A 16,619-nucleotide genomic window follows, 5' to 3' on the forward strand; every position below is an offset into this window, starting at 1 on the left:
CTTTTAATTTGAGCTTATTTAGAAACGCGTCGCATCAAATAGGCGCCCACTAACAAACCTACAATATTGGGAACCCAAGCCGCCAAAAACGGCGATATTACTCCGCCTTGGCCAATTGCCGTGGTTAAAGTCATTATTGTGTAGTAAATAAAGATAATAATAATACTTAAGCCCAAGCCAATAGAAGAGCTTGAACGTTGTGGCTGTAAACCTAAAGGCGTACCAATAACTGCAAATACTAAAGAAGCCATCGGAATGGTTACCCGTTGATACATTTCCATCTCATATTTAGAAACTGATAAAAATTGTCGTTTTAAAATGCCAATTTGCTGTTTCAGTTCCTTAATAGTCATTTGATCAGGTTTTTTTTGCTCTAAGGCAACATCGTTCGGGCGAGTGTTAACTGGCATCACTTGTTCTTCAAATTTTGCTGTACGCGCAATTCCTTCTTCTTTAGATAATTCGTAAACCATGCCTTGTTTCATAATCCATTTATCAGTATCCCAAGTAGCTTCTTCAGCTTTTTGGACACTCACTAACTCACCTTTTTCAAAAATCTCCACGGTTACACCGTGCATTTTCCCCTCATGCTCATCAAATTTGCGGGCATAAGTCAAGCGCTCAATATCGCCACCCGTAATTGATTTTAAAATTATATGCTCTTGCGAACGGGGCTTGGTGTTTTTTTCAATTTCATAATACAGTACGCGACTATAAGCTAATTTAGAGGCCGGCACAACTTTTTCAGCAAATACGACTGAAAAAATGCTCACGCAAAAAGCCACTACAAAAACGGGCAGACTTAACCGCCAAAAACTAATTCCGCCTGATTTCATCGCTGTTATTTCACTACTAGCCGACAAACGTCCAAACGCCAACAATGACGCCAAAAGCATCGACATGGGAAAAGTGAAATTGATAATTTCTGGCAAACTATACACAAAAAGTTTAGTTAAAGAAGTTACGGACGCTCCGTACTTGGTCAAATATTGCGCAATGCGAAACAACACACTACTAGCAATAAAAATGCTTGAGAAAGAGGCTATGCCAAAGATAAACGGTCCAGCCAATTCTTTTAAAATATATTTATCTAATATCCGCATTACATGCTCCCCTTCTACAAAGTAAATTTATCACCTAAATAAAACTTACGCGCAATCTCACTACTAGCAATTTTTTCGCGATCGCCCGCAACCAAAATTTCACCATTATTTAAAATATATGCAGTATCAACAATATTCAAAGTTTCACGCACATTGTGATCAGTAATTAAAACTCCAATGCCCCGCCTAGCTAGATGCGCAATCATTTCCTGAATATCGGCTACGGCAATTGGATCTATGCCAGCAAAAGGTTCATCCAACAAGATAAACGAAGGATCTTTCGCTAAAGCCCGGGCAATTTCAACCCGCCGACGCTCACCCCCTGATAATTCTGAGCCTTTGCGCTTACGCACATGCCCTACATTAAACTCACTTATCAGGTCCTCTAATTTTTCTTGCCGCTCTGGCACAGACAAAGGTGTAGTCTCTAAAATCGCCATAATATTTTCTTCTACCGTTAGTTTGCGAAAAATCGAGGCTTCTTGTGGTAAATAGCCTAAGCCATTTTCTGCTCTTTCATACATCGCCATTTGCGATACATCACGGCCATCAATTAAAACATGTCCACTATCGGGACGTTCTAAGCCGACAATCATGTAAAAGGTAGTTGTTTTGCCCGCACCATTCGGGCCTAATAAACCGACTATTTTACCTTGTTCTACTTTAATACTGACATTGTTTACAACTACTCGTTCTTTAAATTTTTTAACTAAATTTTTTGTTTCTATATACATATTCTTGCCACTTTTCCCCAAATGAATTTTTTAGCTTGCTACACTGGGTTTAGTTTTTTGTTGCGGAGGCAATTGTAGCACAACTTTGCCTTTGGCTTCACCTTCACTGCTCTCTGTTTTAAAAATTAAAGTATTACCCGTAATTTTATTGCCATCTTGGATAGCCCAAGCATTGCCTGTTAAAGTTATCACCGGTTCACGTCCCGCTTTATTATCTAAGTACACAGCATGATCACCCGCCGCTATTAGTTTTCTTGCCGGCGCATCAATTTTCACTTGTCGTTCCGCAATCGCTTGCCCAGCTTGCATATCATAGCTAATATATTCCGCAGTCAACACACTTGCATCTGCTGTAGTTAATTTCGCCCAATCGCCAATCGTTTGTGCAAATTTACGTTGATCAAAGTATTCAACTTTAGCCGCATTTAAGGTATCTCCAGCTTTTGTCAGGTAAACATCGCCCCCACTAGCAATTAAATGTTTACCCGCCAACAAATCTAACGTCTCGCATTTAATTGTCACATCATTATATTGCATGCGCACATTGCCAGTAAGTTGTCCAATCTCCTGTTTAAGATTATATTCAGCGCGTGCCGCCTGCGCATTTCCATCTACCCGTTTAATATTTACATTGCCAACCGCCGTAGTAATTTGCGTTTTAGAATTGTACTCAATCGTATCACCACTTATCTCAACAGGCTGATTTTCCGTTGTCTGCGCTGAAACCAAGGTCGCACAGAGCATACCTACCGTAAGTACTGCTGCTAATTTTTTCTTCATCTTATTCTCCCCCTTTTCGTACTAGGGCATTACCAATAAGTTTAATTTGTTCTAAGCCACGGTCAGCAACAGCTTTATCAGCCTTGGCATATACTCCAGGCTTAGTGATTACTACCTCACCACTGGCCGTAATTAAACTATCAACATTGGTAAATCTTAAATCTTGCGCAACTAGTTTTTCTGCTTGTGTGGTCACTACAACCACATTCCCAGTTAATTGCACATCTTTACTCTTTAGATGTAGGGCCCCTTTATCAGAACTAATATTGACAATATTGCCGTTTTCTAAAAATAGTTTTCCCTTGACACCTGTTAAATTATTAATCTGCTGTACAGCGTCTACTTGCATTGTATCTGCAGTTAGCTCCCAGTTCTTCTTACCTTGTTTTTCTTCTACTAAGTAAGCATTTTTTATAGTTACCAGGTTTGTTTCTGGAGTTTGCTGCACCGCTTCTTTTTCTACACCATTGTCATAGAAAAACCACGCACCACATAACAGCAAAAAAATCACAACCCCGAATAACGGGGATTTAAGGTTTATCTTCACAACCTTCTGCCTCCTTTAATTTATAAGGAGTATTCCATCTTTTTTGAAACCATAGCCAATTGTCTGGATACTGCTTAATAACATCTTCCGTAACTTTAACCATCTTGGCTGTAATTGCTAGCATATCTGCGGCCTCATTACCTGTATCTTCGTAATAAAAAGCTGGTTGCATAATAATTTTATGCCCACCTTCTGGACAACGCACTATAAACATCGGCACAATCGGCGCTTTAAATTTTTTAGCAAAAAATGCCGGTCCTGCTGGCGTAGAAGCCATTTTACCTAAAAAAGGCACAAAAATACCTTCTGGTCCAGCATCTTGGTCAGCAATAAAACCTAAGACCTTACCCTTTTTAAGCGCACGCGCGGCGGCAATAATATCATTAGTGCCACTCAGGAAAGTTTCTATTCCTGTCATCTCCCGATATTCAGTCAAAATTCGCGTGTGTTGCTCATTTGGTTGCCGTTTAACCATACTAGTTAAAGGAAAGTTGTTTAAGGCCAAGGCTGCCCCTAGCCACTCCCAGTTGCTAATATGTGCCGCTAAAGCCACTACCCCGCGCCCCTTGGCCAAAGCTTGGTGTAAATATTCAGGATGCTCAATTTTTACAAATTGTTGAATGTTCTCTTTGTTAAGGTTAGGAATATATAACACTTCTAAAAATGTCTTGCCTAATTTTTGGCACATGCTATAAATTATTTTGCGCGCTTGCACTTCATCTAACCCTAAGCACTCTTTAATTGTTTCTAAGGCTCTATTAACTTGTTTTTTTGCAAGCAAGTAATATAAACCGCCTGCCCACTTGCCCAATAAAAGAATTACCGAGTATGGTAACAGACAAACCAGTTTACTTACTAGCTTAATAAAATGATATTGCCACATTACTGCACATCACCTTGTCCCTGTTGTAAATATTCTTTAATCACTTTTTTCCATAAATCTTGTGCTTTTAGGAGTTGCTCTAATAATTCCCGCACTGCTCCTTGCCCGCCGGAACGCTGACAAATATATTGCACGCGTTCTTTTACTTCCACTACGGCATTGGCTGGTGCAGCTGACAAGCCTACCACCTGTAGCACACTTAAATCATTCAAATCATCGCCCATATAAGCTACTTCTGCTAAAGTTAACTTTTCTTGTTGCAGAATTTGCTCTAGGGCTTGCTTTTTATTACTAATACCCATATATAAAATTGTAATACCCAACTCTTGAGCTCTACGAGTGATAATTTCACCTTTACGCCCCGTTATAATTCCTATTTTTATCCCTAAGCGTTGCGCAATACTAATTCCTAGGCCATCAGCTACATTAAATTGCTTACAGAGTTCCCCTGTTGGTCCAATAATTATCTGTCCATCCGTCAATACGCCATCAACATCTAGTAAAACTAACTTTATTTTTGTTAAATCGGCCATTACACAACCCCTTGACGTAATAAATCCGTCATATGTAGCATCCCTAAAACATAGTTATCGGCATCTACTACTGGTAAAACTGTAATCGGGCGGGGTTGATTTTTTTCCATAATATGTAAGGCTTCCGCGGCCAGACGGTCTGCTTTTATTGTCCGCGGCGCTCTAGTCATAAAATGAACTATCGGCTGTTTCAAAAACTCTAACCCTTTTTCTAGACCGCGACGGATATCCCCATCCGTTAATACGCCTACCATCTTCCCTTGATTATCAACCACTACAGTTGCGCCTAAACCTTTAGAAGTTATGACAAATAGAGCTTCTTGGACTATTTTATCTTGAGCAATAATCGGTACTTCTTCACCACCATGCATGATATCAGCAACCGTTAACAGTAATTTTCGGCCTAACGAACCCCCAGGATGGAAAATAGCAAAATCATCTGCGGTAAATTTGCGTTTTGATAACAGCGCTACAGCTAAAGCATCACCATAAGCTAAACTAGCGGTAGTACTTGCCGTAGGTGCTAAGCCTAGCGGACAAGCTTCTTGGGCAATACTAACATCTAAGGCGATATCAGCATTTTTAGCTAAAGTTGAATTTTGATTACCACACATACTAATAACCTGGGCGCCAATTCTCCGAATGGAGGGTAAGATCTGCAAAACTTCTGCGGTTTCACCACTATTTGATAATGCCAAAACGACATCATTGACTGTTACCATACCCAAATCCCCGTGAATACCTTCCGCTGGATGTAGAAAAAAAGACGGAGTACCTGTGCTAGCGAGGGTCGCTGATATTTTGCGGCCAACAATTCCTGACTTCCCCATACCCGTTACAACTACGCGGCCACGACAAGCTAAAATTAACTCTACAGCGCGCACAAAATCTTCGTCAAGTTTCGGTATCAAACTGAGAATTGCTTCTGCCTCTATTTTTAGAACTTCTTTTGCTTTATCCAACATAACTATCAATCCTTCTTATTCTTAAGAATAACCTTATTTATGTGCAATTTTATAAATTGCTAGTACATCTGTCAATAGTTCTTCTAATTTATCTAAGCTAACCATATTGGGACCATCTGACAAAGCTTCTGCTGGATTATCATGCACTTCTAGAAATAACGCATCTATGCCAACAGCAGCAGCGGCACGCGCCATATGCGGTACATATTGACTTTGTCCACCCGAAGCTGTGCCTAAGCCCCCAGGTATTTGTACACTATGAGTGGCATCCATTACTACTGGGTAGCCTATTTCTCGCATTATTGCTAAACCACGCATATCGGTTACCAAAGTATTATAACCAAAACTTGAACCCCGTTCCGTTAATAAAATATTTTTATTCCCGGCTTCTAAAATTTTATTTACCACATTTTTCATATCCCAAGGAGCTAAAAATTGACCTTTTTTTACATTTACAACTTTTTGCGTCTGAGCTGCTGCATAGACTAAGTCAGTTTGCCGACATAAAAATGCGGGAATTTGTAAAATATCTAAAACCTGAGCTGCTTGTTCAACTTGAGAAACTTCGTGAATATCGCTAACCACTGGTACTTGCAATTCCTGTTTAATACTGGCTAACATGGCTAACCCTTCTGTTAGTCCAGGACCACGAAAGGAATTGAAAGCAGAACGATTGGCTTTGTCATATGAAGCCTTAAAAACATAATTAATTCCCAATTTGTCCGTTATTTGCTTCACCCGCTTGCCAATTGCTAAGCTGCGTTCATAGCCTTCTAATACACAAGGCCCCGCCATTAACATTAACTTTTTTCCATCCCCTACTTGATAATTTCCTATTTTTACAATTTGCATTTTTACACCTTCTTTATCTTATCGCAAGAACTTTGCGAACTTTTTCCAAATCTTCTGGGGTATCTACGCCTACCGCATTATAAGCAACTTCTAAAACTTTTATCTTATAACCATTTTCTAAAACACGGAGTTGCTCCAAACTTTCAATTTGCTCTAAATAACCCACTGGTAAACTAGCAAACTTAAGCAAAAAATCGCGTTTATAGGCGTAAACACCAATATGTTTATATATTTGTGTTGTCGCTAATTTATTCCGAACATAAGGTATTTGCGAACGCGAAAAATACAATGCATTATTATCACAATCAGTTACCACTTTTACACAGGCTGGATCAGCATATTCAGATGCTGGCATTACCGTTTTTAGCGTCGCCATTTGCAAATCTGGTTCTTGTAAAAAGGCTGTAACCAAACGATCAATAATTTCACTAGGAATTAAGGGTTCATCGCCTTGAACATTAACAATTAAATCCACTTCAGGATAATGTTGTGCTACCTCTGCTAGTCGATCTGTACCACTAGTATGCGCAGCACTAGTCATACATACCTTACCCGCAAAATTTTGCACAGCTTCATAAACCAAACTATTATCAGTAGCCACAATCACATCTTCCAACAATTTCGCTTGTTTAGCCTGCTCATATACCCAGCGAATCATCGGTTTCCCACAAATATCCGCTAAAGGTTTCCCGGGTAATCTGCTTGATGCGTATCTAGCTGGAATTACACATATAACCTTCATTATTTTCTTTTCCCCTTTTTAATCTTTTCTTCCACAATATCTAGGAATTCTCGCTCACCATTGAGCATTTTCACCTCGATACCTAAAATGTATAGGGGCAATTCCCGTTGTGAATAAATAAATTCCGAAGGAATTTTTACAGCATCTTTTTCTGTAGTAATCAACGCTCGTACTTTTTGACTTAAAGCGCGTTCCGTAACATACTGCATTTCTACCATCCCATAATCATGATGGTCAGGGTAGCGAATAGTCTCCACTAATTCTACGCCAATATCCGCTAAGGATTGTTCAAAAGAAGATGGGTTGCCAATCGCAGAAAAAGCCATTACGGCGCAACCTTTCAAGTCTTGTAAATCTTTTTTATTATCTTTTATCCCTTTATACCAGTCTGCAATCTCCACAAAGTAGCAGGGGCTATGAACACTTTCAAAAACTATAGCGTGTTGATTATTTTTCGCTAATACTTCTTTAACTTTTTCTTTGGCTGCTTCTGTTGATTGATTAGTCTTGGTCAACAAAAACATATTTGCCCGATCTAAGTTCTCTAATGGTTCCCGCAAAGTACCGCGCGGTAATAGGCAATTATTGCCAAACATATTTAAGGTATCTACTAGTACAATATCTAAATCCCGAGCTAGTTGCCAATGCTGATAACCATCATCCATGATAATTACATCGGGGCGCATACTATCTACTACATATTTACCTGTAATCGCCCGATCTTTACCAATAACAACTGGCACTCCAGGAAGATTTTTAGCTAATAAATACGCTTCATCGCCAGCTTCGAAAGCCGTCATGTAAATTCTTTTACCATCTGAAACTACCCCAATCGGATCATCCCAATGAGCTCGATAACCACGATTTAAAATAACTACACGGTAACCTAAATCTCTAATTAAGGCCGCCATTTTTTGAGCAGTAGGTGTTTTACCTGTGCCCCCTACTGTAATATTACCAAGACTAATGACCATACAATCCAATTTGTTTTGTTGTAAAATCCCAGTACGATACAGAGCGAGTTTAGTCCACACGCCCAGCTCATAAATAACTGAAGCCACTCGTAAAAAAATTAAAATAAAATAATCCCAATAGTGGTTGATTTTACCATGTACCAAGCGATATAAATATAACTTCACGGCTTCACGTTGCCGCATTCGCTCGCCACCTTCTATTGTTATATGTCTGCTAGTTGCATTATTAATCGAATAATTTAAGTTTTTACCATGAATGGCATCGCCCGCCAATAAAGCTTGTAAATATTCAATACTCCGTTTAGCCGCACCACGATTATCAATAATAACCTGCAAAGAACCCTGCCCCATACTATTTCTTAAATTATCATCGCTCACAATTTTTAACAGACTTTCTGTTAACTCTTGTTGATTGTTAACAGTGTGACAGGCCTTATTTTGTTTTAGCAAGGCATGAGAATCTTTAAAATTAAACATATGTGGTCCAACAACAATCGGTTTGGCATGGGCTGCTGGTTCTAAGACATTATGACCACCATGAGTTATCAAACTCCCACCAACATAGACAACATCGCCGACTGCATAAATTCTACCTAACTCACCAATAGTATCAATTAAAATTACTTGACTAGCCAACCGTTCTGCCGCAGGTTGAGTTAATAACTCTTTGCGGAAACCCACACTATAACCAGCTTTTTGGGCTAAATGTGTTATTTCTTGCACTCTACCTGGTTTACGCGGTGCAATTACTAGTTTGGCTTCAGGAAATTTAGCCAATATCTGCGCAAAAGATACCAGAAGCATACTTTCTTCATTGGGATGTGTACTGCCAGCCACAATTATCGGATAGCTGCCAGTTAACGCCATCTCCGCCAAAAATTTTTCCTTATCTTCGGGCGTAACTTCTGCATACGTTTGGTCGAATTTTGTATTGCCTGTTACCACAACACGTTCTTTAGCTGCACCTAATTTTATAATATATTCTGCATCCAACTTAGATTGCATGCAAAATTTATCTACACTTTCGAGCATATCTGTTAAAATTCCAAACAGATATTTATAGCTTTTCACGCTTTTGTCACTAATTCGTCCATTAACCATCATTACCGGGATATCATTTTGATTAATCGTGCGCAAAAAATTAGGCCATAATTCCGTCTCTACTGGCATAAATACCCGCGGTTTTATTCTCTCTACTACCCAATTGGTTATAAAACAAATATCTAAAGGGAAATAGATAATCGCAGTCGCTTCAGGAATTATTTGTTTAGCCATCGAATACCCACCTGTAGTTACAGCCGAAACCAAAATCGGAGTATTGGGAAATGCCTGCCTTATTTCCTTAACCAGCGGGCTAGTTGCCACAATCTCCCCTACAGAGGCACCATGTATCCATATACAGTTTTTTTCTGCTACCAAAGCAATATCTTCTGGGCGCAGAAATCCCAAACTCTGTTTGAAACGTCTTTTAAAGCCATCCTCTTTCAATGCCCGTAAGCCGAACATTGGTAAGACTAAGAAGATAAATACTATTATTAGTAAAAGATTGTAAATTATATACATTACTTAATATCATCCTTTATTTAAGCATGCTTTTCTGCAAACTGCACCTGATGCAAGCGTGCGTATAAACCGCCTTTGTCTAGTAACTGCTCATGTGTACCCGTTTCTACTAATTTGCCTTTATCTAAGACCAAAATCATATCGGCTCTTTGAATGGTGGTTAAACGATGCGCAATCACAAAAGAAGTCCGTCCCACCATTAAGCGATCCAAAGCTTCTTGAACTACATGTTCACTTTCAGTATCCAAAGCGCTAGTCGCTTCATCTAAAATTAAAATACGTGGATTTTTCAAAATAGCCCTAGCAATAGCAATCCGTTGCCTTTGCCCACCCGACAAGTTTACGCCCCGATCACCTAACATCGTTTCATAACCAGCTGGTAGCTGTAAAATAAATTTTTCAGCATTAGCATCGCGCGCCGCTTGCTCAATTTCTTCTCTTGTGGCCTGTAAATTACCATAACGAATATTATCGTACACCGAACCATTGAAGAGCATCGTTTCTTGAGGTACTATTCCAATTTGTTCTCGCAAAGAGTCTAAGGTAACCAACTTAATATCTAAATCATCAATAAAAATTTTGCCGGCTGTTATATCATAAAAACGTGGCAATAAATTGGCAATTGTTGACTTACCAGCACCACTCGGCCCCACTATTGCTACCATTTGTCCTGCTTTATTGGCAAAAGACAACTCCGTAAGTACTGGCTCATTGGGATTGTAACTAAAAGAAACATTTTCAAAACGCACATCCCCTTTAATATAAGGTAGGGGCTTAGCATCTGCAATTTCTTGAATTTCCGGCTGTAAATCTAAAATGTCAAAAACCCGTTGCGCCGCAGCTAAAGCACGTTGAATATTGCCATAAACTCGACTCAAACGCTTTATCGGATTAGAAATATTAACTGCATAAACTAAAAAAGCAATCAAAGATCCTGGTGTCAATACTCCACTTATAACTTCTCGGCCCCCATACCAAATAATTGCTGTAACACCTAACGCCGCTACAAATTCAATGGTAGGTGTTAAAGCTGCCATTTGTTGAGAATTTTTTATACTCGCTTTGAAATTGAGTACGTTCTCACGATCAAAGCGTTTAATTTCATAGTCTTCACGAACAAAAGATTTTATAATCCGCGCCGAAGAAATGCTCTCTTGCAAAATCGAGGTTATATCGGCTGTCCGTTCTTGAATAAGGCTACCCGAACTACGTATTTTTTTACCAAAATAATCTATAACTATCAGTACTAAGGGGAAGGTCGAAAATGTAAACAAGGTCAACTTCCAATCTAAGTAAATCATCGCTATAATTGAGCCCAATAAAACAAAACCCTCGGTCAATAACTCAATTACATTGTCAATTAGAGCGCCTTGCAAAGCGCCTACATCATTAGTTACATAACTCATAATTGTGCCAGTTTTGCGTTTTTCATAAAAAGATAAACTTAGCCTTTGTAGTTGCCTGTATACCGCTAAGCGGATATCTATTATTACTCGTTGTCCAGCATAAGCCATTAAGTAAGTCTGTCCATAAAAAAATATTCCCCGCAAAAAAAACACCACGATAATTCCTAAAGAAATAGTATTTAGCATCATCGCATCTTTTTCAGCTAATACGCGATCGATAACATCTTTAATAATCCAAGGCACATACAGATTTCCTGCTGCTGCTAATATCGTACAAAGACCAGCAATTATCAAGCGCGGTAAATATGGTTTTACATAATACAATAATCTTAAATATAGATTCATTATGTACTCCGTTTCTCATTTTTACTTATTCTTAAAACTAATTGTGCAACTTTATTTATTGCACCTCCACTACCTAATTTGTCTCGCATACGCTCTAAATTATATTTTGCTTGCTGCAAATTTTCGCCTTGTAGCAAGTGCAGTGTTTCTTGAGCAATCCGTGTCGGCGTGGCCTGTTCTTGTAATAACTCTGGCAAAATACGTTCGCCCATGACAATGTTCGGCAAACCCACATCGGGAATATTTAGCAACCGTCTAGCAATAAAGGCCGTAAGGGGCGCAGTTTTATAGACAATAACACAGGGTAATTTACATAACCCCGCCTCTAAAGTTACCGTGCCACTAGTTGCAATTGCAACATCTGCAACACTCATTATATCATAATTATTTCCGCTTATGATATTTATCTGCCCAGAAAATCCCATTAAATATTGCTCTAACAATTCTCGGGAAATAGTATTGGCTTGAGGCAAACAAAAAGTCACCTGCGGTAACTGCTGCCTTATTATTTCACAAGCCTGCAACATCACGGGCAACATTTTTTCAATTTCTTGTTTGCGACTACCCGGCAAAATAAGTACTAGCGGCTGACCATCAACTTTTCCTGCCTTAAGTTTCGCGGGCGTCAAATCAGCACTAGGTTTCACTATATCTACTAACGGATGACCGACATATTCAACCTTAGCACCTGCTTGCAAATAAACATCGCGCTCAAAAGGAAAAATAGCGGCTATAACCGTAACTATCTTTGCCATGGTTTTCGCCCGCCCTTTCCTCCATGCCCAAGCCGAAGGGCTGATGAAAGAAATAACCGGTATTCCCTTGGCACGTGCTACTTGTGCAAGCCGCTTATTAAATCCTGGGTAATCAATTATTACTAAGCAATCTGGCTTTCTTTCGTCCATCAGCTTTGACATATCCGCTTTAAGACGAAAAAGAGCTGGCAATTTACAAATTATTTCTACCAGCCCCATAACTCCATGCTCTTTTATGTCATAAATTACTTCCCCGCCAGCTGCCCGCAAATTGTCCCCTCCCATACCATAAATCTGTAACTGGGAATTTAGACGTAGCAATTCCGCGGTTAGGGCCCCAGCATGCAAATCTCCTGACGCTTCGCCTGCGGAAATCATAATTCCTGGCATAAAATCACCTCATTTACTTTACTACTATACAAATATTGTGTTCGTTCGCCAATTTTAAAACACTCGTTTGATCAACAAACAAAGTTTTTTCTGCCTGCATTACCAACACACTGGCTTCAGCCTCGATCATCGCTTCAATTGTTTGCACTCCTACACAAGGGATATCAAAGCGATTATCCTGTGCTGGTTTAGCGGTTTTAGCCACTACAGCATTGCCACGTGCTAATTTGCCACCCCGCAAAATGCAAGCATCAGTGCCTTCAATCGCTTCTACTGCCATTATTGCTTTATTTTTAACCACAACTGTTTGGCCAATATCCAGTTGCCCAATTCTCAATGCCATTTCATAGCCATAGTCAATATCTGCTTGCTCTTGCTCTGTAGGTTTGCGTTCGGTTAACACTCCTGCCTTAGGCATTAGTCCTGTAAGCAATTTACTTTGGTCCATTACCCGAATGCCTTCGCTAGCTAACTCTTGTACCAAAGCTAACATAATCGTATCATCATTTTGATTAGGTAAACTTTGCAGTAACTTCAGTGCCCGCATATCTGGTCGCACACTACCGTTAAATAAATGTTCTTTGGTTACTTTGCCAATCATAGTCACAGCAAAAACTTGCTCTTGCTTCAATAAATTAATAATACTATCTAGTTCACCAATATGTGCTTGATATAAAACACTTACATGTTCTTGTAAAGATTTTTCATAGTCTTCCACCACTGCAATCGCCACTACTTGAAATCCATAATTTTTAGCAACTTTAGCAAATTCACAAGGTAAATTGCCAACTCCTGCAATTAAACCAATTTTAAACATTTCACACCATCCATTATTTATCAGTTTTATTGATTTTCAGAATTACAACGTTTATTGCCCCGACAAATACCGCGTTCAACATTCCGCAGAAATCTCAATAAATGCTCAATTTCTTCACTCATCTCTAATTCTTGTTCCATTGTTTCAATCGCTTTTTCTAAAGTTAGGCCCGAACGATATAAAATTCGATAGGCTTTCTTTAAATTACTTCTTACCGCTGCAACAATCCCCGCCCGTGCTATGCCTACATTATTAAGCCCAGCTACAGTCGCTGGATTACCATCGGCTATCACAAAGGGAGGAATATCTTGAACTATTTTGCTCGCGCCACCAATCATCGCATTACGACCGATTTTCACAAATTGATGCACACCACTTAAACCACCAATAATTGCCCGATCTTCTACTACAACATGTCCAGCTAAAGTCGCACAGTTTGCCAAGATAACATTATTGCCAACAATACAATTGTGTGCTACATGAGCATAGGCCATTAATAATACATTCGAACCAATTCTAGTTTCTGAATCTTCTCCAGTACCCCGGTTAATTGTTACACATTCTCTAATTTTAGTATTATCACCAATTACAACATAGCTACGTTCATCAGCAAATTTCAAATCTTGTGGTTCGCCGCCAATGGACACGCCTGCATATATTGTACAATTTTTGCCTATAGTAGTCCATCCATCAATAACTACGTTTGGATATATTTTAGTATCATCGCCAATAACTACATTTTCACCAATAACTACATAGGGCCCAACTTTTACGTTTTTTCCCAATTTAGCACCTTTTGCGATTACTGCCGTTGGATGGATTTGTTCATCTATGCCTAACATTACTTCACTCTCCCAAATTTCGCCTTTAGCATTCTTTATAAACACACAGTCCTAAATAACTTTTTTTTTTAACTAGCCATTTTTGACCTTTAAAGAACTTTATCAGCGAATAACGGCTACTTTTTTGTTTTTTTTAATCTATTGCACTCTTTTTCAATTTTTTATTTTTTTTCAGAAATAGCAAACATAAATTCCCCTTCAGCAACTAGTTCCCCAGCTACATGAGCTACAGCAGCTATTCTCCCCATATTGCCTCGAGTCTTAACAATTTCCGCAGTCATAATAACTTGATCTCCAGGTACTACAGGTTTGCGGAATTTAACTTTATCAATTCCCGTAAAATAAGCAATTTTACCACGATTTTCTGCTGGATACAACATCGCAATACCACCGACTTGTGCCATAGCTTCAATAAGCAATACCCCAGGCATAATTGGTTCGTTAGGGAAATGACCCATAAAATGTGCCTCATTCATAGTTACGTTTTTTATGCCTACACCTTTTTTCATTGGTTCCAATTCTAGAACTCTATCCACTAATAAAAATGGATATCTGTGTGGTATAATTTCCTGAATCTCTTGTACATTTAAAGTTATCATCTTATTTTCCCTCCAAATTTTTTAATTCGTTAATTTTTTTCGCTAATTGTATGTTTAACGCATGACTAGACTTAACAGCAATTATATGCGCTTTTATTTTTCCTACTAAAGATAGATCTCCAATCACATCAAGAATTTTATGCCTTACCAATTCATCTTCAAATCTTAGCGGTGTCAATACACTTTTTTCATCATAAACCACTACGTTTTCTAGACTGCCACCTAACCCTAAACCCATTTTCTTTAGCATTTCTACTTCATGCATAAAACCAATTGTCCTGGCTGGGGCTATTTCTGTTTTGCAAGCCGCCTCACTTACTACTAAATCATAGTGTTGCGTACCTAATAAGGGATGATTGTTAATTGATGTAAAAGAAATTCGAAACCCATCATAAGGCAAAGCACAAATATATTTATCTGCATCGTATACTGCCACAACCTCTGGCAAGCAGAACTCCTGAACTGAGGCAACTTGTTCCTCAATCCCAGCTTGTTCAAGCAAATCTAAAAAAACTTTAGCGCTACCATCGGCTACCGGTGGTTCGGGGGAAGATATTTCCACTAAACAATTATCAATATTTAGCATCGCCAGTGCTGCTAAAAGATGTTCCACTGTAAAGACATGCGTCCCTACGGCATTAGCAATTGTAGTCGCTCGTAAAGTATCAGTTACATTCGTCACCTTAGCACTTATCGGTTGTGCTTGGGCAATATCAGTGCGCAAAAATTTTATACCATAATCTATCGCTGCTGGTAATAGCCTGATCTCCACAGCTTTACCAGAGTGCAAACCAATCCCCGCATAAGCAATAGCTTTACTTATGGTTCGCTGTTGCCGCAAAGATTTATCTTCTTTATTCAATCTTATACCTACTTTCATTCTTATTTTTTTGTTTTCCACCGATTATGTAACCAAAACCATTCCGCTGGTCTGGCTTGAACTGCACCTTGTAATACTTCCACTAATTCTTCAGTCATCTTACGAATATCTGCTTCACGATCTGAAGTTTTAGTTACATGCATACTGGGATAACAATAAATCTCATGTTTTCCAGGTCGCTCTTGGTAGATTAAAATTGGTACAATAGGTGCACCTTTCAACCTAGCTAGCGCTGCCGGTCCCTTGGGCGTAGATGAATTTTTCCGCAAAAAGTCGACCATAATTCCATCTGGTCCAGCATCTTGATCCATCAATAAGCCAATACAAAAACCTTCACTTAAGTACCGTACCATTTCTAATACGCCACTTTTATAAGTTACCAGCCCCCCAGCCAAACTACGATATTCATTAATAAATCGATCCATAGCCACATTATTTTGTTTGCGTGCTACTGATAGGAGCGGATAACCGTTTAAGGCTAAGGCATGGGCCATTAATTCCCAATTGCCATAATGCGCTGTTGCCAAAATAACTCCTTTACCTTCAGCTAAGGCTTGATCGAGAATGTCTTTATTTTTAAATGTAACAAATTCAGACAAATTTTCTTGCTTGATTTTAGGAAAATACAGTACTTCGAGCAACATACTACCAAAACGATATACACTTTGTTTAGCAATTTGTTGTGCTTGAATTTTATCGACCTGCAAACAATGACTAATATTATCAATAGCCATTTTCTTGCGCCACTGCGGTACTAAAAGCCAACCTAAGTGACCTAAGGCAACGCCAATAAAACTTCTCATTCCTTGCGGTAGGCAACAGACAAATTTACTAACCAACTTTGCCATATAGTAACTAATCATTTTATCTCATCATCACTTTCTTGTTGATAAACCAAATACACCTTCT

General features: G+C 39.0%; 17 protein-coding genes. All 17 read right to left on the bottom strand.

Annotation, left to right across the window (positions count from 1 at the left end):
• Positions 1–14 precede the first annotated feature (14 nt).
• The 17 genes from SUCMO_RS0100315 to SUCMO_RS0100395 all read right to left on the bottom strand — a co-directional run bounded on the left by SUCMO_RS0100315 (position 15) and on the right by SUCMO_RS0100395 (position 16,573).
• On the bottom strand, positions 15–1,103 hold the full coding sequence (locus SUCMO_RS0100315) for an LptF/LptG family permease (RefSeq protein WP_019878356.1): 1,089 nt from the start codon (positions 1,101–1,103) through the stop codon (positions 15–17).
• 14 nt (positions 1,104–1,117) lie between these two features.
• Entirely contained in the window at positions 1,118–1,837 is a 720-nt protein-coding gene (gene lptB / locus SUCMO_RS0100320) for an LPS export ABC transporter ATP-binding protein (protein ID WP_019878357.1), read from the bottom strand.
• 30 nt (positions 1,838–1,867) lie between these two features.
• Entirely contained in the window at positions 1,868–2,617 is a 750-nt protein-coding gene (locus tag SUCMO_RS0100325; protein ID WP_019878358.1) for an LptA/OstA family protein, read from the bottom strand.
• Between the two features lies 1 nt (position 2,618).
• The gene (gene lptC / locus SUCMO_RS0100330; RefSeq protein WP_019878359.1) at positions 2,619–3,164 is read right to left on the bottom strand and encodes an LPS export ABC transporter periplasmic protein LptC; all 546 of its coding nucleotides are present in this window, start codon (positions 3,162–3,164) and stop codon (positions 2,619–2,621) included.
• Positions 3,148–4,047 carry a lysophospholipid acyltransferase family protein gene (locus SUCMO_RS0100335; RefSeq protein WP_019878360.1) on the bottom strand — a complete coding sequence of 300 codons (900 nt, stop codon included), beginning with the start codon at positions 4,045–4,047 and terminating at the stop codon, positions 3,148–3,150. The genes lptC and SUCMO_RS0100335 overlap by 17 nt, the downstream gene beginning before the upstream one ends.
• Complete coding sequence (locus SUCMO_RS0100340) at positions 4,047–4,580, bottom strand: KdsC family phosphatase (protein ID WP_019878361.1); 534 nt, start codon at positions 4,578–4,580, stop codon at positions 4,047–4,049. Before SUCMO_RS0100340 ends, SUCMO_RS0100335 begins: the two co-directional genes overlap by 1 nt.
• Positions 4,580–5,545, bottom strand: a complete 966-nt coding sequence (locus SUCMO_RS0100345; RefSeq protein WP_019878362.1) for a KpsF/GutQ family sugar-phosphate isomerase — start codon at positions 5,543–5,545, stop codon at positions 4,580–4,582. The genes SUCMO_RS0100340 and SUCMO_RS0100345 overlap by 1 nt, the downstream gene beginning before the upstream one ends.
• A gap of 33 nt (positions 5,546–5,578) precedes the next feature.
• Entirely contained in the window at positions 5,579–6,397 is an 819-nt protein-coding gene (kdsA, locus tag SUCMO_RS0100350; protein WP_019878363.1) for a 3-deoxy-8-phosphooctulonate synthase, read from the bottom strand.
• Between the two features lie 13 nt (positions 6,398–6,410).
• Complete coding sequence (gene kdsB, locus SUCMO_RS0100355) at positions 6,411–7,139, bottom strand: 3-deoxy-manno-octulosonate cytidylyltransferase (RefSeq protein WP_019878364.1); 729 nt, start codon at positions 7,137–7,139, stop codon at positions 6,411–6,413.
• Positions 7,139–9,676 (bottom strand): tetraacyldisaccharide 4'-kinase, encoded by a 2,538-nt coding sequence (gene lpxK / locus SUCMO_RS0100360; protein WP_019878366.1) that lies wholly within the window; start codon positions 9,674–9,676, stop codon positions 7,139–7,141. Before lpxK ends, kdsB begins: the two co-directional genes overlap by 1 nt.
• A 20-nt stretch (positions 9,677–9,696) precedes the next feature.
• Entirely contained in the window at positions 9,697–11,427 is a 1,731-nt protein-coding gene (locus SUCMO_RS0100365; RefSeq protein WP_019878368.1) for an ABC transporter ATP-binding protein, read from the bottom strand.
• Positions 11,427–12,572 (bottom strand): lipid-A-disaccharide synthase, encoded by a 1,146-nt coding sequence (gene lpxB, locus SUCMO_RS0100370; protein ID WP_019878369.1) that lies wholly within the window; start codon positions 12,570–12,572, stop codon positions 11,427–11,429. The genes SUCMO_RS0100365 and lpxB overlap by 1 nt, the downstream gene beginning before the upstream one ends.
• Before the next feature lie 13 nt (positions 12,573–12,585).
• Entirely contained in the window at positions 12,586–13,389 is an 804-nt protein-coding gene (locus SUCMO_RS0100375; RefSeq protein WP_019878371.1) for an LpxI family protein, read from the bottom strand.
• Between the two features lie 26 nt (positions 13,390–13,415).
• Entirely contained in the window at positions 13,416–14,231 is an 816-nt protein-coding gene (gene lpxA / locus SUCMO_RS0100380; protein WP_019878372.1) for an acyl-ACP--UDP-N-acetylglucosamine O-acyltransferase, read from the bottom strand.
• Between the two features lie 161 nt (positions 14,232–14,392).
• Positions 14,393–14,830, bottom strand: a complete 438-nt coding sequence (fabZ, locus tag SUCMO_RS0100385; RefSeq protein ID WP_019878373.1) for a 3-hydroxyacyl-ACP dehydratase FabZ — start codon at positions 14,828–14,830, stop codon at positions 14,393–14,395.
• A gap of 1 nt (position 14,831) precedes the next feature.
• Positions 14,832–15,710 carry a UDP-3-O-acyl-N-acetylglucosamine deacetylase gene (lpxC, locus tag SUCMO_RS0100390; RefSeq protein ID WP_051084560.1) on the bottom strand — a complete coding sequence of 293 codons (879 nt, stop codon included), beginning with the start codon at positions 15,708–15,710 and terminating at the stop codon, positions 14,832–14,834.
• A 2-nt stretch (positions 15,711–15,712) separates the two neighbouring features.
• A complete protein-coding gene (locus SUCMO_RS0100395) occupies positions 15,713–16,573 on the bottom strand; it encodes a lysophospholipid acyltransferase family protein (protein WP_019878376.1) in 861 nt (286 codons plus the stop codon).
• Positions 16,574–16,619: the final 46 nt, after the last annotated feature.

Source organism: Succinispira mobilis DSM 6222 (assembly GCF_000384135.1).
Classification (GTDB): domain Bacteria; phylum Bacillota; class Negativicutes; order Acidaminococcales; family Succinispiraceae; genus Succinispira; species Succinispira mobilis.